This window comes from Sandarakinorhabdus sp., assembly GCF_032115815.1.
Classification (GTDB): domain Bacteria; phylum Pseudomonadota; class Alphaproteobacteria; order Sphingomonadales; family Sphingomonadaceae; genus Sandarakinorhabdus.
In genome coordinates this window covers 1-21,062 of sequence record NZ_JAUMBI010000274.1, presented here as the reverse complement: position 1 = coordinate 21,062, position 21,062 = coordinate 1, and the positions used below count along the sequence as shown (strand labels likewise).

17 protein-coding genes are annotated in these 21,062 nt (G+C 64.0%); 7 read left to right on the top strand and 10 right to left on the bottom strand.

What is annotated here, in order from left to right:
• From RT662_RS15900 to RT662_RS15890, 3 genes are all read right to left on the bottom strand, one after another.
• Window positions 1-668: isocitrate/isopropylmalate family dehydrogenase (locus RT662_RS15900; protein ID WP_313671668.1), on the bottom strand; the 668-nt coding region annotated here is incomplete at its 3' end.
• Window positions 669-726: 58 nt separating this feature from the next.
• The gene (gene leuD, locus RT662_RS15895) at window positions 727-1,326 is read right to left on the bottom strand and encodes a 3-isopropylmalate dehydratase small subunit (RefSeq protein WP_313671667.1); all 600 of its coding nucleotides are present in this window, start codon (window positions 1,324-1,326) and stop codon (window positions 727-729) included.
• 90 nt (window positions 1,327-1,416) lie between these two features.
• The gene (locus RT662_RS15890; protein WP_313671666.1) at window positions 1,417-2,019 is read right to left on the bottom strand and encodes a PEPxxWA-CTERM sorting domain-containing protein; all 603 of its coding nucleotides are present in this window, start codon (window positions 2,017-2,019) and stop codon (window positions 1,417-1,419) included.
• Window positions 2,020-2,151: 132 nt separating this feature from the next.
• On the opposite strand from RT662_RS15890, the gene polA reads away from it, so the two are divergent.
• Window positions 2,152-4,914 carry a DNA polymerase I gene (gene polA, locus RT662_RS15885; RefSeq protein ID WP_313671665.1) on the top strand — a complete coding sequence of 921 codons (2,763 nt, stop codon included), beginning with the start codon at window positions 2,152-2,154 and terminating at the stop codon, window positions 4,912-4,914.
• A 32-nt stretch (window positions 4,915-4,946) separates the two neighbouring features.
• On the opposite strand, the gene RT662_RS15880 is transcribed toward polA, so the two are convergent.
• Window positions 4,947-5,813, bottom strand: coding sequence for an alpha/beta hydrolase (locus tag RT662_RS15880; RefSeq protein WP_313671664.1), 867 nt, complete (start codon window positions 5,811-5,813; stop codon window positions 4,947-4,949).
• Window positions 5,810-6,742 (bottom strand): SMP-30/gluconolactonase/LRE family protein, encoded by a 933-nt coding sequence (locus tag RT662_RS15875; protein ID WP_313671663.1) that lies wholly within the window; start codon window positions 6,740-6,742, stop codon window positions 5,810-5,812. The genes RT662_RS15880 and RT662_RS15875 overlap by 4 nt, the downstream gene beginning before the upstream one ends.
• Before the next feature lie 125 nt (window positions 6,743-6,867).
• On the opposite strand from RT662_RS15875, the gene RT662_RS15870 reads away from it, so the two are divergent.
• Window positions 6,868-8,460: a helicase HerA domain-containing protein gene (locus RT662_RS15870; protein WP_313671662.1), complete on the top strand. Its 1,593-nt coding sequence runs from the start codon at window positions 6,868-6,870 to the stop codon at window positions 8,458-8,460.
• A gap of 73 nt (window positions 8,461-8,533) precedes the next feature.
• Here RT662_RS15870 and RT662_RS15865 read toward each other — a convergent pair whose 3' ends face one another.
• Window positions 8,534-10,126: an isocitrate lyase gene (locus RT662_RS15865; protein ID WP_313671661.1), complete on the bottom strand. Its 1,593-nt coding sequence runs from the start codon at window positions 10,124-10,126 to the stop codon at window positions 8,534-8,536.
• 165 nt (window positions 10,127-10,291) lie between these two features.
• Here RT662_RS15865 and RT662_RS15860 point away from each other — a divergent pair, with 165 nt between their 5' ends.
• On the top strand, window positions 10,292-11,719 hold the full coding sequence (locus RT662_RS15860; protein ID WP_313671660.1) for a short-chain fatty acyl-CoA regulator family protein: 1,428 nt from the start codon (window positions 10,292-10,294) through the stop codon (window positions 11,717-11,719).
• Between the two features lie 10 nt (window positions 11,720-11,729).
• The gene (gene aceB / locus RT662_RS15855) at window positions 11,730-13,328 is read left to right on the top strand and encodes a malate synthase A (protein WP_313671659.1); all 1,599 of its coding nucleotides are present in this window, start codon (window positions 11,730-11,732) and stop codon (window positions 13,326-13,328) included.
• A gap of 39 nt (window positions 13,329-13,367) precedes the next feature.
• Here aceB and RT662_RS15850 read toward each other — a convergent pair whose 3' ends face one another.
• From RT662_RS15850 to RT662_RS15840, 3 genes are all read right to left on the bottom strand, one after another.
• Entirely contained in the window at window positions 13,368-13,769 is a 402-nt protein-coding gene (locus RT662_RS15850) for a cytochrome c (protein WP_313671658.1), read from the bottom strand.
• 2 nt (window positions 13,770-13,771) lie between these two features.
• Window positions 13,772-15,376: a flavin monoamine oxidase family protein gene (locus RT662_RS15845; protein ID WP_313671657.1), complete on the bottom strand. Its 1,605-nt coding sequence runs from the start codon at window positions 15,374-15,376 to the stop codon at window positions 13,772-13,774.
• Window positions 15,377-15,555: 179 nt separating this feature from the next.
• Window positions 15,556-17,058 (bottom strand): replicative DNA helicase, encoded by a 1,503-nt coding sequence (locus RT662_RS15840; RefSeq protein ID WP_313671656.1) that lies wholly within the window; start codon window positions 17,056-17,058, stop codon window positions 15,556-15,558.
• Window positions 17,059-17,203: 145 nt separating this feature from the next.
• Between RT662_RS15840 and nusB the strand changes: the two genes are divergently transcribed.
• Both nusB and thiL read left to right on the top strand, forming a co-directional pair.
• Window positions 17,204-17,656, top strand: a complete 453-nt coding sequence (gene nusB / locus RT662_RS15835; protein ID WP_313671655.1) for a transcription antitermination factor NusB — start codon at window positions 17,204-17,206, stop codon at window positions 17,654-17,656.
• A complete protein-coding gene (thiL, locus tag RT662_RS15830) occupies window positions 17,649-18,572 on the top strand; it encodes a thiamine-phosphate kinase (RefSeq protein WP_313671654.1) in 924 nt (307 codons plus the stop codon). Before nusB ends, thiL begins: the two co-directional genes overlap by 8 nt.
• A 5-nt stretch (window positions 18,573-18,577) precedes the next feature.
• Here thiL and RT662_RS15825 read toward each other — a convergent pair whose 3' ends face one another.
• A complete protein-coding gene (locus RT662_RS15825; protein ID WP_313671653.1) occupies window positions 18,578-19,867 on the bottom strand; it encodes an aminotransferase class V-fold PLP-dependent enzyme in 1,290 nt (429 codons plus the stop codon).
• Window positions 19,868-19,997: 130 nt separating this feature from the next.
• Between RT662_RS15825 and RT662_RS15820 the strand changes: the two genes are divergently transcribed.
• A partial coding sequence (locus RT662_RS15820) for a sodium/proton-translocating pyrophosphatase (RefSeq protein ID WP_313671652.1) occupies window positions 19,998-21,062 on the top strand: 1,065 nt, incomplete at its 3' end.

The following is a 21,062-nucleotide window of genomic DNA, read 5'->3' as shown; positions in this document are numbered from 1 at the left end:
GCCAGCATGTGGGACAGCTTGATATCGGGATATTCGGCATCGCGCAGCGCCTGCACATCCTCGCGCCACATCAGCCCGGCTTCCATCACATTGCCCTTTTCCGCCGAGCAGACCTCGCCCTTGCGGGCGCGGGCCAGTTCAAAGGCGATCCGGGCGACACGGTGGATTTCGCTGGTGGTGTAAACGTGCGTGTTGACGCCGCGGCGCTGGCCATCGGCCAGGGTTTCGACGCCGCGCGGTTCGCCGAAATAGACGCCGCCGGTCAATTCGCGGACGAACAGGAGATCGAGGCCATCGACAAACACCCGCTTCAGCGAGGAGGCGTCGGCCAGCGCCGAAAAGCAGCGCGCCGGGCGAAGATTGGCATAGACATTCATGCCTGCCCGCAGGCCCAGCAACCCGGCTTCGGGGCGCTTGTCATACGGCTGGCCGGCCCATTGCGGTCCGCCCACTGCACCCATCAGAACGGCATCGGCCGCCTTGGCGCGGGCCAGCGTCTCGTCAGTGAGGGGGACGCCGTGGGCATCGATGCTGGCACCGCCGAACGGCGCTTCTTCCACGCTGAGGGCAAGCCCGCCCGTGATAAGCCGCCCGGCCACACGGCGGGCAACAGCGGTAACTTCGGGGCCAATGCCGTCCCCGGGCAGGAGCAAAAGGGTCTTGGTCATTCCCAGCCCTTACCGATAACCCGCAGCGCTGCCAACCGGGTCGAATGGCGGGGCTGAATCAGGGCGCGCGGTGGGCTGCCCCGGCGATCCACGGCCGTTCGGCGGCAAGGCGGGCTTCATGGGTCGTGATGGCGCTGCCCATGCCCAGAGTCAGGCCGATCTCGTCCTGGCCGCTGATCAGGCATTGCTTGCGGAAGGGGTCCATCGCGAATTCGAACCGGTCCTGGAATGGCGTCGTCACCACCTGGTTCTCCAGATCGACCGTAATGGGCTGGCCGTCCTGCGCCACCGCCATCAGCCGGTCCACCGCGTCTTGCGGCAGCGTGACGAGCAACAGCCCGTTCTTGAAGGCGTTGCCGGCAAAGATGTCGGCAAAGCCCGACGAGATGACGACGCGAATGCCCAGATCACCCAGCGCCCATGGCGCGTGCTCGCGGCTGGATCCGCAGCCAAAATTATGCCCGGCGATCAGGATCGGCGCGCCGGCGTGATTGTCGAACACATTGTCCGGATTTTCGCGCAGCGCGGCAAAGGCGCCCTTGCCCAGGCCAGCACGGCTGATGGTTTTCAGGAAGCGGGCCGGGATGATGACATCGGTATCGATGTTGGCGGCGCCAAACGGAATGGCCTGGCCGGAAAGTGTGGTGAAGGGCTGCATGAAGTGGCCTCATGTCGGAAAGACGCGGGCGACCCCATGGCACAGGCCGGCAATGGAATCCACCGCTGGCCCGCTTCGAAAGAGGGTAGCTTATGCCGCGACGGTCTTGCGGCTGCTGCGCCGGCGCAGGGCCGTGCCCACCACGCCAAGGCCGCCCAGCAGCATCGCCCAGCTCGCCGGTTCCGGAATGGCGCCGGAGTTCAAGCTGTACTCCACCACGTATCCACCGCTGGAGAAGGTGGAAAAGATATCGTTCCAGTTGCCGGTGTTGGCCTTGAAGTGGAGATAGTCCTCGGCACCAACATTGTTGGGTTCACCGGCGTTCCAGTTGGAAAAGCCAACCGGACCGCCACCAAAAACGAAGAACGTCTGCCCGGCTTCCGGACCGGCCGCCCACTTCCAGGTGCCTTCGGCGTCCTCGTCGGTGCCGGCGGCCCACACGAAGGTCGCGCTGCCGGTGAGGGTCTTGAGGAAATCATCTTCGCCCTGGGACGTGATGGTGACGAGGTGCGCCGTGTAGCCGGCAATCGGCGTGGCGGCGGCAGCGGCGGCCAATGCGCCCTGCCACGACAGGTTCATGGCCACGAATTCATAGAGGTGGCCATTGCCGGAAAACTGGGTCACGGCGGCCGACGGAGCGGCAAGCAGGCCAAGCGCCGAGGCGGCAATGAGAGCGGACTTCTTGAGCAGCACGAAAAATTCCCCCTGAATTGAGGGCTTTCTGCCACGAGATGGTTACGAACCAATTAACCACCAAAAATGGAGGTTTTCGCGTCGTCACCTGCGCTCTCGCCCCGCCGCCGCCATGCTGCTAGCGTTGCCCCCATGACGCAGCAGCATCTTTATCTGGTCGACGGCTCCAGCTTCATCTTCCGCGCCTATCACCGGTTGCCGCCGCTGACAGACCCGCAAGGCACACCGGTGGGCGCCGTCTATGGCTTCACGGCGATGCTGTGGAAGCTGATTGCGGAATTGAACAAGGCGGAGGCACCCACCCATCTGGCCGTGGTGCTCGATGCCGGCAGCCACACGTTCCGCAACGACATGTATGATGGCTACAAGGCCAACCGCCCGCCGGCACCCGAAGACCTGATCCCGCAATTCCCGCTGATCCGCGATGCGGTGCGGGCCTTTTCGGTGCCCTGCTTCGAACAGGCCGGGGTGGAGGCGGACGACATCATTGCCAGCTATGCGGTGGCCGCCCGCGCCGCCGGTATGAACGTGACCATCGTATCGTCCGACAAGGATCTGATGCAGCTGGTCGAACCCGGCATCAACATGCTCGACACGATGAAGAACCAGACCATCAACCGCGCTGAGGTGATCGAGAAATTCGGCGTGCCGCCCGAGCAAGTGGGCGAGGTGCTGGCGCTGATGGGCGACACCGCCGACAATATTCCGGGCGTGAAGGGTGTGGGACCGAAAACCGCGGCCGAGCTGATTAGCGAATATGGCAGCGTCGAAGGCGTCATTGCCAATATTGCGGCGATCAAGAAGCCCAAGCTGAAGGAGACGCTGGCCGCTTCGGTCGACATGGCGCGACTGTCCCGCGAACTGGTGCGCCTGAAAGATGATCTGCCGCTGCCAGCGCCCCTGGACGAACTGACCCTGAAGGAGCCGCCGCACGAACCGCTGGCCGCGTTCCTCAAGAAGCACGGATTCCGCGCCATGCTGGCCAAGCTGGGCAGTAGCGGTTCCAGTGGCCCGGCGCCCAATACCCACCGCCCCTCCACGGCAAGCGTGGTGGAAGACGAGGTCGCCTTCGTCCACGCCGATTACGAGACAGTGACGACATTGGACCGGCTGGACTGGTGGGTCGCGGAGATCATCAAGTTGGGTGCTGTGGCGGTCGATACCGAAACCACCGGCACCGATCAGATGCGCTGCGATCTGGTTGGCATCAGCCTGAGCGTTGCGCCGGGCAAGGCCTGCTACATCCCGATCGCCCACGGCACTGGCGACGGCATGTTTGCCGAACGGCCACCGCAGCTGGGCCTGGCTGAGACCATCGCCCGTCTGAACCCGCTGTTTGCCGATCCAGCCGTGCTGAAGATCGGCCAGAATCTGAAATATGATCTGATCGTGCTGGCCCGCCACGGCGTGCCGGTGCTGGCGCCCTATGACGACACCATGCTGCTTAGTTACGCGCTCGATGCCGGGCGCTGGAATCACGGCATGGATGATCTGTCCGCCCGCCACCTCGGCCACACGCCCATTGCCTACAAGGATGTCGCCAAGGGGCTGAAAAGCTTTGCCGAAGTCGATCTGCGCCGCGCCACCGATTATGCCGCCGAGGATGCCGATGTGACGTTCCGGCTGTGGCAGGGCTTCCGCCGCCGGCTGTGGAAGGAACAGGTGACGACCATCCACGAGACGGTGGACCGGCCGCTGCTGCCGGTGATTGCGCAGATGGAAATGGCCGGCATCAAGGTTGATCGCGCCGAACTCGCGCGCCTGTCGGCGCTGTATGAAGTCGAAATCAGCCGGCTGGAAGGCGAGATTCACGAACTCGCCGGTAGCCCCTTCACCATCGGCAGCCCCAAGCAGCTCGGCGAGATATTGTTCGACAAGATGGGCTACAAGGGCGGCAAGAAGAGCAGCAAGACCGGCGCCTGGACCACCGATGCCAGCGAGCTGGAACGGTTGGCCGAGGAGGGCGCACCCATTGCCCAGAAGGTGCTGGACTGGCGCCAGCATTCAAAGCTGAAATCCACCTATACCGACGCGCTGCAACAGCAGATCAACCCGACAACCGACCGGGTGCACACCAATTTTCACCTCGCAGCGACCTCGACCGGGCGATTGTCCTCCAACGATCCCAATCTGCAGAACATCCCGATCCGCACCGAACTGGGCCGGCGTATCCGCCACGCCTTTGTCGCGGCGCCGGGCAATGTCATCATGGCGGCGGATTACAACCAGATCGAGCTGCGGCTGGTCGCCCATATCGCCGATGTGCCGGAACTGAAGACTGTCTATGCCGCGAACGAGGATGTGCATGCGCTCACCGCCAAGGAAGTCTTTGGCCATGTTGATCGCGACACCCGCGCCCGGGCCAAGACGATCAACTTTTCCATCATCTATGGCATTTCCGCTTTTGGCCTGGCCGCCCGACTGGGCATCGATCGCAGCGAGGCGGCTCGCTACATCGAGCTTTATTTCAGCCGCTTCCCCGGCATCCGCAACTACATGGCCGAAACCATCGCGTTTGCGAAGGAAAGCGGGTTCGTGACGACGCTGTTTGGCCGCAAGTGCCATGCGCCGCTGATCCTCTCCAAGAACCAGGGCGAGCGCCAGTTCGCCGAACGCGCCGTCGTCAACGCCCGCGTGCAGGGCACGGCAGCCGACATCATTAAGCGCGCCATGGTGCAGATGCCGGGTGCGCTGCGGGAGGCCGGGCTGACCGGCACCAAGATGCTGCTGCAGGTGCATGACGAACTGGTATTCGAAGTGCCGGAAGCCGAGATCGAGGCGGTGCAGCCAGTGATCCGCGCCGTGATGGCCAATGCGCACAAGCCGCTGGTGGACCTGTCGGTGCCGTTGGGCGTCGAAATCGGCCATGGCGCTTCGTGGGGGGATGCGCACTGATCAGAATGTCGGGTGATTATCGAGGGGCAGCCTCAGCCCGCCGCCAACCCCTTCGCCCGCAGCCAGTCCAGCATCGCCGTGTTCACCGGCACCGGCGCTTCCTGTTGCACCCAATGTGACACGCCCGGGAAGCGCACCAAAGTGAAATCCCGGACGTGGGAGCCATAGCCTTCGGTCAGCTTGATATCGAGCGCCGTGTCCTCCTCGCCCCACAGCATCAGTGTCGGGACCTCGATGGGCGGGCTCTTCTCGTCAAGGATGCCCAGATTGGCGCGGTAGTAATTGATCATCGCCGTCAGCGCGCCGGGGATCAGGGCGTTCTTGCGATATTCCTCCAGCACGTGTGGCGGGAAGGCGCCCTTGTCAATCGCCATGTTCAGGAAGGCCTTGGCGATGCCATCGGCGCGGTTTTGCCGAAGCAGGAACTCCGGCAGCCACGGGATCTGGAAGAAGGCGACATACCAGCTTTTCAGCCGCTGCGGCCGATAGTGGTTGATCAGGTCGCCGAACACCGTCGGGTGCGGCACGTTCATGATGATCAGGCCATCCAGATCCACGGCCCGCCGCATCGCCACGACCCAGGCAATCACTGCGCCCCAATCATGCGCCACCAGCAATTTGCGGCGCGGTTTCAACGCTTCGAACATCCCAACCACATCATCGACGAGATGATCGATGTGATAGGCAGCTTTGCCGGCATAGGTCGGTGTTGGTCGGCTCGACTGGCCGTAGCCGCGCAAATCCGGCGCCACCGCTCGCCAGCCCTGCGCGGCGAGGAACGGCAGCTGGAAGCGCCAAGAAAAGCGCGATTCCGGAAAGCCGTGCAGGCAAAACGCCACGTCATCGCCTCCACCGGCCGCATCGCAGGCAAAGTCCAGTCCGTTGGCGTGCAAGATCATGCGTTATGGTTCAGTTTGAGCCCCGGCCGCGGCCAGCGGCATTTGGCAAGCTTGCCGGTGGTGGACAGGCAGATCCAGGCATCCATCATGTCAGCGCCGCCAAAGCAGATGTTGGTGGTGAGCAGATCGGGGAAGGGGAAGTATTCCTGCGCGCCCGTTACCGGATCGATGCTGGTGATGCCGGCGCTTTCGATCAGCGTGGCCTGTGCGATGTTGCCATTGGCCTCGATTGCCAGCGAATCGAGATAGGTCTTGCTGGCCCAGGTCGTCACGTACCGGCCGGGCACTGCCGGCAGCGGTTCGGGTGCCAACACGCCGGGGGAGACGATATCGAAGCCCAGCACTACCCGCCGACTGGTGGAGGCGGCATAGACGGTCTTCCCATCCGGGCTGAGGCCCACCCCGTTCAGATCAGGCCCATGGATCAGGCGGGTGATCTTCGAACCATCGGGCAGGGCATAGAACAGCCCGCCGGCATCAGTCGAATGATCGAAATGCTTGCCCAGATCGGTGAAGTAGAAACCGCCGTGGGCATCGAAGACGATATCGTTGGGGCCGGACAATTTGTGCCCGTCACAGCTGTCATACAGGCGGGTCACGGCGCCGGTGGTGATGTCGATCCGCTCGATGCGGCCAGTGGTGTAATCGCTGGCGGCATTGCCGGGCAGCAGGATGCCGTCCTGCTCGTACCATTCGAACCCGCCATTGTTGCAGACATAGAGCGCGCCATCCGGCCCTACCGCCATGCCGTTGGGGCCGCCGCCCGGTGTCGCCACCGTTTCGGTGCGGCCATCGGGGTGAATGCGGGTGATGCGGCCGGGGCGGATTTCCACCACCAGCACGCTGCCATCGGCCATTGCCACTGGCCCTTCCGGAAAGCCGAGCCCTTCGGCGATGATCTCGTGCGGATAGAAATCGGTCATGTGCATCCTCCCCAAGGCAGTGCAGTCATGGTGGCGCGGCTGGCGACGAAGCGCAATCATCGCAAATGGGGAGGGCTTCAGCCAATCTTAACCCAAATCGGCCCATCGTGATGGCAAAGGAGTGCACTGCCATGAGGCAAGAAACGGTGATCGGTGAAGTGGTGGGCGTCACGGCCGGTCATCTGCGCTTGCGGGTCGATATCGCCGCCGCCAACAGCCTGAAGGACAATCCCGACGTGGTGATCGCGTCGGCTGGCATGCTGGGCAGCCTGATCAAGGTGGAATCGGGCGGCCGCTGGGTGGTTGCCACCCTGCGCGGCATCACCTGGCAAGACAATGTCGCCATCGCTGAGGTTGATCTGGTGGGCGAGGCCGGCATGGCCGGTGATCGCAGCATCAAGGGCTTCGGCCGCGGGGTGGGCACCTACCCGCGCGCCGGCAGTCTGGCCTACCCGATGACCAGCGCGGAATCGGCGCGCGTCTTTTCTGGCGATGATCGCCCGCACATCCAGATTGGCGTGGTCTATCCAACCACCAGCGTGCGCGCCGCGATCTATTTCGACACGTTCCTTTCGAAGAATTTCGCCATCGTCGGCTCCACCGGTACCGGCAAATCCACCAGCACCGCGCTTATCCTGCATCGCATCATCGAAAAGGCCCCGGAAGGCCATGTCGTGATGATCGATCCCCACGGCGAATATGCCAAGGCGTTCGAGGATACCGGCATGGTGTTCAATGTCGACAATCTGGAACTGCCCTATTGGTTGCTCAACCTTGAAGAACATTGCGAGGTGTTGTTGACCAGCGAAGGCGCCGCCCGCGACATGGACCGCGATATCCTGGCGCGTTGCCTGCAGATGGCGCGGGCCAAATCGGTCTATGCGCAGGGGCTGGCGGCTGTCACCACCGATACGCCGATCCCCTATCTGCTCTCGGTTCTGGTTGACACGCTGCAATCGGAAATGGGCAAGATGTCGGAAAACCAGAATGCCACCAACTACATGCGGATCCGCAACAAGCTGGACCAGGTGATGCGCGATCCGCGCCAGCAGTTCATGTTCGATCGCAAATTCGCCCACGACAGCATGGCCGATTTCATGGCGCGCATGTTGCGGTTGCCGGTGGATGGCCGGCCTATCTCCGTCATCGATCTGTCAGGCGTGCCGACCAGCATCGTCTCGGCGGTGGTATCGGTGCTCAGCCGCATCGTCTTCGATTTTGCCGTCTGGTCGCGCGGGGAGCGGAAGCGGCCGGTGGTGCTGATCTGCGAGGAAGCCCATCGCTACATCCCCAACCGCACCATTTCCCGCACCAGCCCGGTGCGCGATGTGCTGGAACGCATCGCCAAGGAAGGCCGCAAATATGGCGTGTCGCTGGGTCTGGTCACCCAGCGCCCGTCCGATCTGGCCGAAGGAGCGCTGTCGCAGTGCGGCACCATCATCTCGCTCAGGCTCAACAACGAACGCGATCAGGATTTCGTGAAGGCGGCGCTGCCCGAAGGCGGCCGCAGTCTGCTGGAAGCCATCCCGGCGCTGCGCAACCGCGAGTGCATCATTTCCGGTGAAGGCGTGCCTGCGCCGATCCGCGTGCAGCTGGATGAACTGGAAGCGGCGAAGCGGCCAATGAGCGACGACCCGGTGTTCAGCGAACTGTGGGTGAAGACCGGCGATGACAGCGATATGCTGAACCGCGTGATCGCGCGCTGGCGGGCGAACGTGCGTTGAAGTGAGGCGGCCCCGTTTGGCCATGCAAAAAAGGCGGCCAGTTGGGGCCGCCTTCCTTGCTCATGGGCAACGCTTACGCGGCAAATTGATTCATGGTGTTGTGCGCACCGCCAGCCTTCAACGCCGCCTCCCCAGCAAAATACTCCTTGTGATCATCGCCAATGTCGGAGCCCGACATGTTCTGATGCTTCACGCAGGCGATGCCCTGACGGATCTCGGCGCGCTGCACGTTCTTCACATAGCCCAGCATACCGGCGTCGCCGAAATACTCCTTCGCCAGATTGTCGGTCGACAAGGCGGCGGTGTGATAGGTCGGCAGCGTGATCAGGTGATGGAAGATGCCAGCCTGCGCCGCAGCATCGCGCTGGAAGGTGCGGATGCGCTCATCGGCTTCGACGGCGAGTTCACTGCTGTCATAATCCACGCTCATTAGGCGGGCGCGGTCATAGGCGCTCACGTCCTTGCCGGCTTGGGCCATGGCGTCATACACCTGCTGGCGGAAATTCAGCGTCCAGTTGAAGCTGGGGCTGTTGTTGTACACCAGCTTGGCATTGGGGATGACGTCGCGGATGCGGTTCACCATGCCGGCAATCTGGCCGATGTGCGGCTTTTCGGTTTCGATCCACAGCAGATCGGCGCCGTTCTGCAGGCTGTTGATGCAATCGAGCACGCAGCGATCCTCGCCGGAACCAGCGCGGAACTGGAACAGGTTTGATGCCAGCCGTTTCGGCCGCAGCAACTTGCCGTTGCGGCTGATGACAACGTCGCCGTTGCCCACCTGGCCCACGTCGATTTCCTCGCAATCTAGGAAGCTGTTGTATTGGTCGCCAATGTCGCCCGGTTCACGACTGAAGGCGATCTGCTTGGTAAGGCCCGCGCCCAGGCTGTCGGTGCGGGCGACGATAATGCCGTCTTCCACACCCAGTTCCAGGAAGGCGTAACGGATGGCGCGGATCTTGGCGACAAAGTCCTCGTGCGGCACGGTCACCTTGCCATCCTGGTGGCCGCACTGCTTTTCGTCCGACACCTGATTCTCGATCTGCAGCGCACAGGCCCCGGCCTCGATCATCTTCTTGGCCAGCAGATAGGTGGCTTCCGCGTTGCCGAAACCGGCATCGATGTCGGCGATGATCGGCACCACGTGGGTCTGGAAATTGTCGATCTGGTTCTCGATTGCCTTGGCCTTCACGGCATCGCCGGCATCACGTGCAGCATCGAGATCGCGGAACAAGCCGCCCAGTTCGCGGGCATCCGCCTGGCGCAGGAAGGTGTAGAGCTCCTCGATCAGGGCCGGCACGCTGGTCTTCTCGTGCATCGACTGGTCGGGTAGCGGGCCGAACTCGCTGCGCAGCGCGGCGATCATCCAGCCCGAGAGGTAGAGGTAGCGCTTGTCGGTGGTACCGAAATGCTTCTTGATCGAGATCAGCTTTTGCTGGCCGATGAAGCCGTGCCAGCAGCCCAGCGACTGGGTGTAGCTGGCGGGATCGGCATCATAGGCTGCCATGTCACGACGCATGATCGCAGCGGTGTAGCGCGCGATGTCGAGCCCGGACTGGAACCGGTTCTGCAGGCGCATGCGGGCAACGCTTTCGGCGTTGATCGATTCCCAGCCGGGCTTGCCATTGACGGCGGCCGCGGCGGCCTGGACTTGAGATTGATAGCTCATGGCCACTCCTTTGCACTGACAACTGGCAGGGTGTGTGGGCCGCCCTGCCGGTAAAACTTGTCAACGCCCTGCGCTTGGGCTACCGCCCGGTCAACCCGATTCAGTCAAAGAATCGTGTGTAAATGTCCCGCTTTCGCTGGATTGTTCTGTGAAGTTGTAAAAATATTGACAGATTTTCCCGCCTCTGCTGCCGCTGTGGAACTGCCCGAAACCCTGGGCAGCGGCCGCAAGATTTTTGCCGGCGCGCGCGTCCGCCGCATCCGCACGAGCCGCGGACTCACACAAACGCGCATGGCCAATGATCTTGGCGTTTCAATCTCTTATCTCAACCTGATCGAGCGCGACCAGCGCCCGCTGTCGGCCAGCTTCCTGCTCAAGCTGGCGCAGAATTATGATCTCGATATCCGCAGCCTGACCGGCAATGACGAAGGCGAGCTGGTCGACGACTTGTCAAAGCTGTTCACCGATCCGCGCCTGATCGGCATCGACGTGCCGCGCAGCGAGCTGCGCGACCTGGCGGCCCGTGCGCCCGCCATCGCCCATGCGCTGTTGCGCCTGGCGGCGGCGACGCCGGCCACCGGGCCGGAGCCGCTACCGCCCGGTCCGATCGCCGCCGTCACCCTGATGATCGATGCTGCCGGCAATCATTTCGCCACGCTCGACGAAGCCGCTGAGAAGCTGGCCGACGAACTGCGCCTTTCCGGCCCCGATCTTAACGCGGCGGTGGTGGAGCGGCTGCGCGCTCGCCACGCCATCACCGTGCGCGCCCTGCCGCTGGAGGTGATGCCCACCCATCTGCGCCGGCTCGATCTTCATTCGCGCCAGCTGCAATTGTCGGAATCGCTCGACGCCGCTAGCCGGGGTTTTGCGGCTGCCGTGCAACTGGTGCTGATCGAACTAAAAGCGGAGATTGCCACGACCATCGCCGGTGCTGGCATCAGCGATCCGCTCGAGATGCGCGCGGCCACCGTCGCGATGGGCAAATATGCGGCCGCCGCCACGCTGATGCCCTATGCCCGCTTCCTCGCCGCCTGCGAAGCGACCGGCTATGACGTCGAACTGCTGCAGGCACGCTTTGGCCGCGGGCTGGAGCAGGTGGCGCACCGGCTCACCACGCTGCACCGCCCCGGCGCACGCGGTGTGCCCTTCTTCTTCCTGCGGGTGGACCGGGCCGGCACCGTGTCCAAGCGCTTTGCACCCGGCCCGTCACCGCTGCCGGTCACCGGCGGTTGTGCGCTCTGGCACGTCTATCACGCCTTTGACCGGCCGGGCGAAATCCGCCGCCAGTTGGTCGAACTGGAAGATGGCCAGCGCTTCCTCACGCTCGCACGCACCATCCGCACCGCCGCCCTGCCCTGGGGGGTGCCGCGCCCGGGCTTTGCCATCGGCATCGGCTGCGACGTTGCCCATGCGTCATCATTGTCGTGGAACGCCGGCGTCGAACTCAATGGCCCGTCCACACCGATCGGCCCTGGCTGCGCCGCCTGCCACCGTGCCGCCTGCCGCCAGCGCGGCGCGCCCCCGGCCGGCGCCCATCTCGCCTTCGACGAGCGCCAGCGCGTGCTCACCCCCTTCCGCTTTACCGATGAATGAAAGGCTTTTCATGACCAGCAATCCCGCCCTGCAGGGTGTCGAGATAAAGGGTGCGATGCAGCCCGGTTACGAAACCATCCTCACCCCCGAGGCGCTGGCCTTCGTCGCCCAACTGCACCGCATGTACAATCCGACCCGGCTGGCCCTGCTGCGCGCCCGCGATCAACGGCAGGCGTGGATCAACGAGGAAGGCTTCATCGGCTTTGCACCCGAATACTCGTCGATCCGTGATGATCGCAGCTGGCAGGTGCGCCCCGCCCCGGCCGATCTGGCCGATCGCCGCGTCGAGATCACCGGGCCGTGCGACCGCAAGATGGTGATCAACGCGCTCAACAGCGGCGCGCAATGCTTCATGGCCTGCCTGGAAGACGCTTCCGCACCGACGTGGGACGTGATGGTGCAGGGGCAGGTGAACCTGCGTGATGCCGCCGCCGGCACGATCAGCCTTGAGGACAAGGGAAAGACCTACAAGCTGAACGACAAGACCGCCGTCCTCATCTGCCGCCCGCGTGGCTGGCATCTCGATGAAGCGCACATGATCGTCGATGGCGAGCGCGTGGCGGGCGCCATCTTCGATTTCGGCCTGTATTTCTTCCACAATGCCAAGGCATTGCTGGCCAAGGGCAGCGGCCCCTATTTCTATCTGCCCAAGCTGGAGCACAGCTTGGAAGCCCGGCTGTGGAACAATGTCTTCATCACCGCGCAGTCGATGCTGAATCTGCCGATGGGCACAATCCGCGCCACCGTGCTGATCGAGACGTTGCCCGGCGCGTTCATGGCGGAAGAGATCCTGTATGAACTCAAGGATCACATCACCGCCCTGAACTGCGGCCGTTGGGATTATATCTTCAGCTATATCAAGACGTTCCAGGCTGACGCGACGAAACTGCTGCCCGATCGCGCCGCCGTTACCATGAAAGTGCCGTTCATGGCCGCCTATGCCGCGCACGTGGTGCGGGTGTGCCACCGCCGCGGCGCCCACGCCATGGGCGGCATGAGCGCCTTCATCCCGGTGAAGGATGATGAGGCCGCCAACGAAGCCGCGTTCGCGGCCGTGCGCGCCGACAAGGAACGGGAAGCGACGTTGGGCCACGATGGCACCTGGGTCGCCCACCCCGGCCTGGTGGGCGTGGCGCGCGAAGTGTTCGACCGACTGATGCCGACGCCGAACCAGTTGCAGGTGATCCCGGCCGGTGAGGCGACGCTGGCGGATCTGGTGACGCCGCCCGAGGGCCCGCGCACGCTGGCGGGGCTCACCAACAACATCAATGTCGGCATTGGCTATGTCGCCGCATGGTTGCGCGGCCAGGGCGCGGTGCCGCTTCACAATCTGATGGAAGACGCCGCCACCGCCGAAATCAGCCGCACCCAGCTGTGGCAATGGCGCAAGGCAGGCGCGATGCTGGACAGCGGCGAAGCGGTGGATGCCGCCCTCATCACCCGCGTCACCGAACAGCAACTCGCCGTCTACAAGGCCCAGGTGGGGGACAATTTCTTTGCCGCCGGCAAATACAAGGAAGCCGCCGAGCTGTTCCGCACGTTGGTGCTGGCCGACCGGCTGGAGCCGTTCCTGACCAGCCCGGCGTATGAGTTTTACTTCGCGAAATGAGTGACGCAGGCCCCTCCCGACCAGGAGGGGCCACAGCGCCTATTGCTCGCGCATGCCACCCTTTGGTGCCGGCACGCCCAATTCGGCGACCATCGCCGGCGTCACCTTGTCTTTGTATTTGTTGCCGAAATTGCTGCGAACATAGTTGATCACGTCGGAAATCTGCTGATCGGTCAGCGCACCGCGGAACCAGGGCATGGCGTTCTTGCCGCCGGTCACTACCATGATCGGATAGCCGGCTGCTTCCAGCGTGGCATTCTTCGCCAGCGCCGGAATCTTGCCGGCGCCTTCGCCGCCCAGCGCGTTGGCCATATGGCAGGCTTGGCAGATATTCTGATAAACCTCGGCTCCCGGATGCGGGGCGGGCGGGGCCTTGGCCGGCTTCTGGGCCAGTGCCGGGTTGGCGATCAGGGCTGCGGCAGCAAACAGGATGGTACGCATTCTCAGGCCTCCAGCGCGCGGCTGTGCAGGCGGGTTACGGCATCCAGCGACGACAGGATCGCGCCTTCCATCCAGCAACCCACATACGACGCATGTTCGCCGGCCAGCACCAGCCGGTTATCGACGGCAACCAGCGTCTGATAATGTTCCTTGCGGGTGTCCTCGTTCCACTGCGCGCAGCAGCCCAGGGTGAAGGGTACCCGGCTCCAGGCCACGGTGGCGCCGCCGATGAACTCTTCCTTGTAACGGCCGGGATGGAACACACTGCCCTGTTCGAGCGCGCGCTGGATGCGCTCTTCGGGCGTCATGCCGGCAAATTTGTAGCTGGCCGGGCCGAAGGTATAGGCGCCCAGGATCACCGCCGGGCCATCGCTGTGTAGCTTGCCCGACGGATAGGAGATCATGCTGATCTCGCGGTCGGTGAAGCTGATACCGCCGTAAATGGCCTCTTCCTCTTCCCAGAAGCGGCGCTTGAATTCGAGGCCGACCTTCACGGAGTTGGAATAGGGAATGGCGTGGATGGCGGCATCGAGGCCGGGCGAGCAATCGACGTCGATCTGGCTGAGCACCGACAGCGGGATGGTGCAGACGCAATAATCGGCTTCGGTGGTGCTGGTGATACCGGTGCCGGTATCGGTGTGGCTCACCGTCACCTTGCCACCCTGCTGGCTGATGCTGGTGACCTTCTGGTTGTACCGAATCTTGCCTTCCACCTGCTTGGCAAAGCCGCGACCGATCATGCCCATGCCGCCCACCGGCTGGAACATCGCATGCTGGTGATCGATGTTCATGTGCTGGGCAACGGTGCGCCAGATGCCGGAATCAAGTATATCCTTGAAGGCATGGGGATCAGACGGGATTGGTTCGCCCAGCACGCCGCCGCCCTGCGCGCGTTCAAAACCGCGCCGGCGCGACGATCGGTAGTTCTTGGAATATTTGAAATTCTGATCCAGCGCGCCCCATTCGCGCAGCGCGATGCGCAGGCGATCGGCGTCTTCTTTCGTCATCACTGAATCAAGGCCGCGATTGTCGATGGCCTTGGCCAAAAGTTCGGCAACATTGCCATCCCAATCGGCATGCAGCTCACGATACCGCATCGGCTTGCCCCCAAACGCCTTGGACGACTGCACCAGTGCCTGTTGGTTCATCTGGATGAACGGCTCCAGCGCCACGCCGAATTTCTTGCAATAATGCAGCAGGGCGCGGTGGTGATAGGGAATGCGCCAAGGGCCTGGGTTGAGATAATTGCCTTCGGAGAAGCCGACTTTCTGGGTGGCGCCGCCCAGTTCAGTGTAGGTGTCCCCACCATAGAGCGACCAGTTCCGGCCACCGGGGCGATTGTTGTATTCGAGGATCTGGACGTCGTAACCGGCCTTGGCCAATTCATAGGCGGCCAGCATGCCGGCCAGACCGGCGCCCAGCACGACAACCCGGGTGCCCGGCCGTGCCCCCTGCAGGTTGGGAGGCCCGCCAAACTGGGTTTCCTTGGCATGGCCCAGCACTTCCATTGCCTGGTACAGCACGGCGGTGCCCGCCATCATCCCGATCGCGCGCAATACTTCGCGGCGTGTCGGCCCCTGTGCCGAAAGATGTTCAGCCAAGTTCATGGAACCCTGCTACCCCCTGAAGTCCTGCCAATACAGTGGCACCTGCCGGGTGGTCATGCCAACCCGCAATATCACGCCCGGGTGGATGCGCCCTGCTCCGGCCGGCTGATAGTGGCGAAATGACGGGGTTTGCCAAGGGCTTTTCCGGCACCGGCCACCACAGATGCGATCCTGCCCGCTCAATAGTCGCCGCCGCCGAAATCACCCTCGGCACGGTCGGCAAACTTGGTGAACTGCTTGATGAAGGTCAGCGGCACCGTGCCGGTAGCGCCATGGCGCTGCTTGGCGATGATCACTTCGGCGAGGCCAAAAATTTTTTCCGCCTTTTCCCGCCACTTCATGTGCTTGTCCGCCTCCTCGGGATCGGGCTGTTTCAGGCCGTGATAATATTCCTCGCGATAGACGAACATCACGATATCCGAATCCTGTTCGATGGTGCCGGATTCGCGCAAGTCGGCCAGCTGCGGCCGCTTGTCCTCGCGGTTTTCCACGGCGCGGCTCAACTGCGACAACGCGATCACCGGCACCTGCAGCTCCTTGGCCAGCGTCTTCAGGCCGCGCGTGATCTCGGAAATTTCCTGCACCCGGTTGTCGCTGCCGCTGCTCTTTGAGCCGGACAAGAGCTGGAGATAGTCCACGACGATCAACCCGATGCCGTGCTGGCGCTTCAACCGGCGGGCGCGGGTGCGCAGCGCGGCGATGGACAGGCCCGGCGTGTCGTCGATCCACAGCGGCAGCGCCGCCAGTTCGGTAGAGGCGCGGGCCAGGCGGGTGAAATCCTCATCGCTGATCTTGCCCATCCTGAGCGATTCGCCGTTCACTTCCGATTGTTCGGCCAAGATGCGGGTAGCGAGCTGATCGGCCGACATTTCGAGGCTGAAGAAGGCCACCGGTGCGCCAGAGGATTTCTCCGCCTCGATGCCGCGGGCCTTGTCTTGGGAAAAGCGCTGGGCGCAGGCAAAGGCGATGTTGGTTGCAAGGCTGGTCTTGCCCATCGCCGGGCGGCCGGCGAGGATGAGCAAGTCGGACTTGTGCAGGCCGCCCATCTTTTCATTCAGGCCAGTGAGGCCAGTCGTGTAGCCCGACAGATGCCCACCCGACCGCTTGGCACGGTCAGCCTGGGCAACGGCTTCGCGGGCGGCCTCGAGGAAGGTCTTGACCGTACCTTGCACTTCGCCGGCTTCGGCCACTTTGTAGAGCGCCATTTCGGCGGCTTCGATCTGGGTGATCGGTGTGATGTCACGGCTGGTGTCGCTGGCTTCGGTCACCATCTCGCGGCCCACCCGGATCAGCTCGCGCAGCAGGGCAAGGTCATAGATTTGCTGGGCAAAATCCTTGGCCGCCAACAGCGCCGCGCCATTCTGGGTGAGGCTGGCGAGATAGCCGGGCCCGCCCAGTTCGGCCATCGCCGGATCAGCTTCGAACATGGGCTTGAGCGTGACGGGCGTCGCCGCCATGGCCCGCGCCGACAGGGTGAGGATGGCGGCATAGATGCGGCCGTGCAGCGGGTCGGCGAAATGCTCCGCCTTCAGCTTGGTGATGACATCTTCCACCAGCCGGTTGTCGATCATCAGCGCGCCGAGCAGAGCGGCTTCAGCCTCGAGATTCTGCGGCAGTGTCGAGGACGTCGGCCCGCCATCGACAACGCGCAGCGGGGTGATCGAAGGGGGGAGACTGGCCATCCCGGCGTCATCGCGCAACGCCGTGGCTATGCCAAGGCGCACCCACAAATTTCGCGGTGGGCAGGCCTGTGGACAAGCTGGGGATGGCGGGTGAACAAGTGGAGCCGCTTGCCGGGAGCGCGCACAATCGCGTAGAGCCGCGGCCGTGAGCAACATTCCCGATTATCGCGGCCGTTCGGCGGCCCGCCTGGCTGCCGTGCAGGCCCTTTACCAGCTTGAGATGCGCGGCGAGACCGTGCCCAAGCTGTTGACCGAGTTCCACAAGCACCGGCTGGGGCAGGAAATCGAAGGGGCTGAGTATCTTGCCGCCGATGAACCCTTCTTCGACGACGTGGTCGCCGGCGTCGCCGCGCGCCAGGCTGAGCTGGATGAACTGATCTCCAGTGGCCTTGCCGAAGGTTGGTCGCTGAACCGGCTTGATCGGCCGATGCGGGCGCTGCTGCGGGCCGCCGTTTATGAGCTGCTGGCACGGGCCGATGTGTCGGCAGCCACGGTGATCAACGAATATGTCGACGTTGCTCACGCCTTCCATGACGACAAGGAAGCCAAGTTCGTCAATGGCTTGCTGGATGCGGTCGCCCGCAAGGTGCGTGGCTGAGCGGGACTTCATCGCCCGCCTGATGGCGCCGCTGGCGACGAGCCACGTCGCCCGTGGCCTGGCGGATGACGCCGCAGTGTGGACCCCGCCGCTAGGCCGCAACATTGTGTTTACACACGACATATTGGCGGCCGGCGTCCACTATCTGCCCGGCGATCCGCCGTCGGATGTGGCGTGGAAGCTGCTGGCGGTGAACCTTTCCGATCTGGCGGCGATGGCGGCAACCCCGGCCGGGGTGCTGCTGGGGCTGGGGCTTTCTGCGGCGGAGGACAAAGCCTGGCGCGAAGCCTTTGTGGCCGGGTTGGCCAGGGCATTGGAAACATTCGATGTTTCGCTGTGGGGCGGGGATACCGTCACCGGGCTGGACCGTGCTGTTCTTGGGCTCACGGCGGTCGGCTGGGTGGAGCCGGGCAAGGCGCTGGGCCGCAACGGTGCGCAGCCTGGCGACCTGCTCTATGTGTCGGGCACGATCGGCGATGCCGGGCTGGGCCTGGCCGTCGCGCAGGGAAAAGCGCCTTTTGACAAGCACTTGCTCAACCGCTTCCGCCGGCCCACGCCGCGTCTGGCGCTCGGCGCAGCGCTGGGCGGGGTGGCGACGGCGGGGATGGATGTGTCAGATGGCCTGCTGATTGATGCGGAACGGCTGGCGGCCGCCAGCGGCGTGGCGCTGGAGATTGATCTGGATGCCGTGCCGCTGTCCCGCCCGGCGGCCGGGCTGGATGATCTGCTGGCCCGGGTCACGGCCGGCGATGATTATGAGCTGCTGTTTTCGCTGCCGCCCGGTGCCGGTTCGCTGCCGGCCAGTGCCGGCATGGTGACGGCGGTTGGCCGGGTGCTGCCGGGCGCTGGCGTTTCGCTGCGGTTTGCCGGCGCGCCGGTTCCGCTGCCCACCCGGCTGGGCTGGGAACACGGCTGAGCCGCCTATCCCCGCGCGATTTTCGGCACCAGATCCTTCAAGGCCGCCACCAGCCGGTCACAATCCGTCGCCCTGGTGAACAGCCCCGGCGTCACCCGGACACAGGCGCCATCCGCCAGCCCCGAACGGTGCACGGTCATGATCTTGTACTGATCGAACAGCGTATCGGTGATGGCGATATTGTCTGCCGTGCTCGTGTGCCCGGCAATGCGGAAACTGGTGATCGCGCCAAACGTCGCCGGATCATCGCCCAGCATGATTTCCAGCCCCGAAAGCCCGCGCAACGGGCTCACCCAGCGGTTGCGCAGCCATTGCAGCCGCGCCAGCTTCATCGGCACTGGCAGCACCTGTTCCTGAAAATCCAGCGCGGCTGGCAGGGTGAGCTGCGGCGCATAATCCAGCGTGCCCTGGTGCACCTTGGCCTGCACGTCCTCAGGCTTCGCATCCGGCTCGGCGGCGGCTGGTGCGATCATCGGTGCCGCGCCCGGGCGGATCCAGAAGCCGGCGACGCCCACCGGCGCCCCGGTCCATTTGTGGAAATTCAGCACGGCGAAATCCGCGCCGAAATCCGGGATCACGAATGGCCGCATCCGGAAGCTCTGCGCGCAATCGACCAGCACCATCGCACCGGCCGCCTTCGCCAGCGCCGCAATTTCCGCCACCGGCACCACCATGCCGCTCTTGTGCGTGCCGTGGGTGAGCAGCACGAACTTCAGCCGTGGCGTGGCCTTGATGGCGGCGGCATAAGCGGCAATCACATTCTCCCGTGTTGGCGCGCGCGGCAGGTTCACCATCACCGGCGTCGCCCGCCGGCTCTTGGCAAGGGAGCGCATCGCTGCGTGGCTTGTGTCGTAATCAGAGTCCGACCACAGGATCGCATTGCCTTCGCCTACAGCGGTGAACTGGCTGATCAGCGCCTGCAGGCCTTCCGCGGCGTTGCGGCAGAAGCCGATTTCTTCCGGCTGCACACCCATCGCCTGCGCCGCGCGGGCCTTCACCACCGCCTGATCCTTGCGCATCGCCCGACGGGCATAGATGCTGGTCTCGCGGTTCAGCCGGTCCACGTTGGCCTTGTGGATTTCTGCCACCTGGTTGGCCATGTTGCCCCAATAGCCATGTTCCAGCTGCGTCACTGGGCCGGCCATGCTGGGGTAAAGCGCACCAATGCGCGCCCAGCCGGCTTCGTCATCCGGAGCGATCACGCCGGTTGGCAGGGCGGCAGCGGAAGCCGCTCCTGAAGAAACCGCTGCGGCCGCTCCGGCCAGCATCATGGCGTCGCGTCTTGAAACCTGCATTGCCCTTGCCCCTATCGCTTTGCCCGGAAACTGCACCTGGCCGCTTGCGTTCGTCGAATCCCATGCCATGGTGCGGCAAAATGCCCAACCCATGAATGCGGGTCGGGTACCAACAAGGGGAAGGGGACCAATGGATAGCGTTGTTCTGGCCATCATTTGCGGGCTTGCCGCCGTGGCCTACGGAGTGATCACCTCACGCCAGGTGCTCAGCGCCTCGCCGGGCAATGCCCGCATGCAGGAAATCGCCAAGGCCATCGAAATCGGCGCCGGCGCTTATCTCACCAAGCAATATACTGCCATCGCCATCGTCGGCGTCATTGTCGCCGGCCTGGTCGCGCTGTTCCTTGGCGTCATCCCCGCCGTTGCCTTCGTGCTCGGCGCCGTCCTCTCGGGCGCCACCGGCTTCATCGGCATGAACATTTCGGTGCGCGCCAACGTGCGCACGGCCGAAGCTGCGCGCCAGTCGCTGCAGGCCGGCCTCACCATGGCGTTCCGTTCCGGCGCCGTGACCGGCATGCTCGTTGCCGGCCTCGCGCTGCTCGCCATCGCCGGCTATTTCTATGCGTTGGTCACGTCGGGCCTTGAGCCCACCAGCCGCGCCGTCGTCAACGCGCTGGTCGCGCTGTCGTTCGGTGCCTCGCTCATCTCCATCTTCGCCCGTCTGGGCGGCGGCATCTTCACCAAGGCCGCCGACGTCGGTGCCGACATGGTCGGCAAGAACGAGCTCGGCTTTGACGAAGATGATGATCGCAACCCCGGCGTGATCGCCGATAACGTGGGCGACAACGTCGGCGATTGCGCCGGCATGGCGGCCGATCTGTTCGAAACCTATGTGGTCACCATCGGCGCCACCATGGTGCTGTGCGCCCTGCTCGTCACCGGCGGTGATGCGGCCAAGCTGATGACCCTGCCGCTGCTCGCTTGCGGCGTCTGCATCATCACCTCGATCATCGGCACCTATTTCGTTCGCCTTGGCGGCGGCTCCATCATGGGCGCGCTCTACAAGGGCCTGATCGTCACCGGCGTGTTGTCGGTGCCGGCGCTGTGGTTCGCCACCCAGGCCATCTTCCCCGACATGAACGCCGTGATTGGCGCTGATGGCGCGGTGGCCGGCGAAGCGCTCAAGGTGGCCGGCGTTGAAGGCGGCTTCACCGGCGCGGCACTGTTCTACTGCATGCTCATCGGTCTGGTCGTC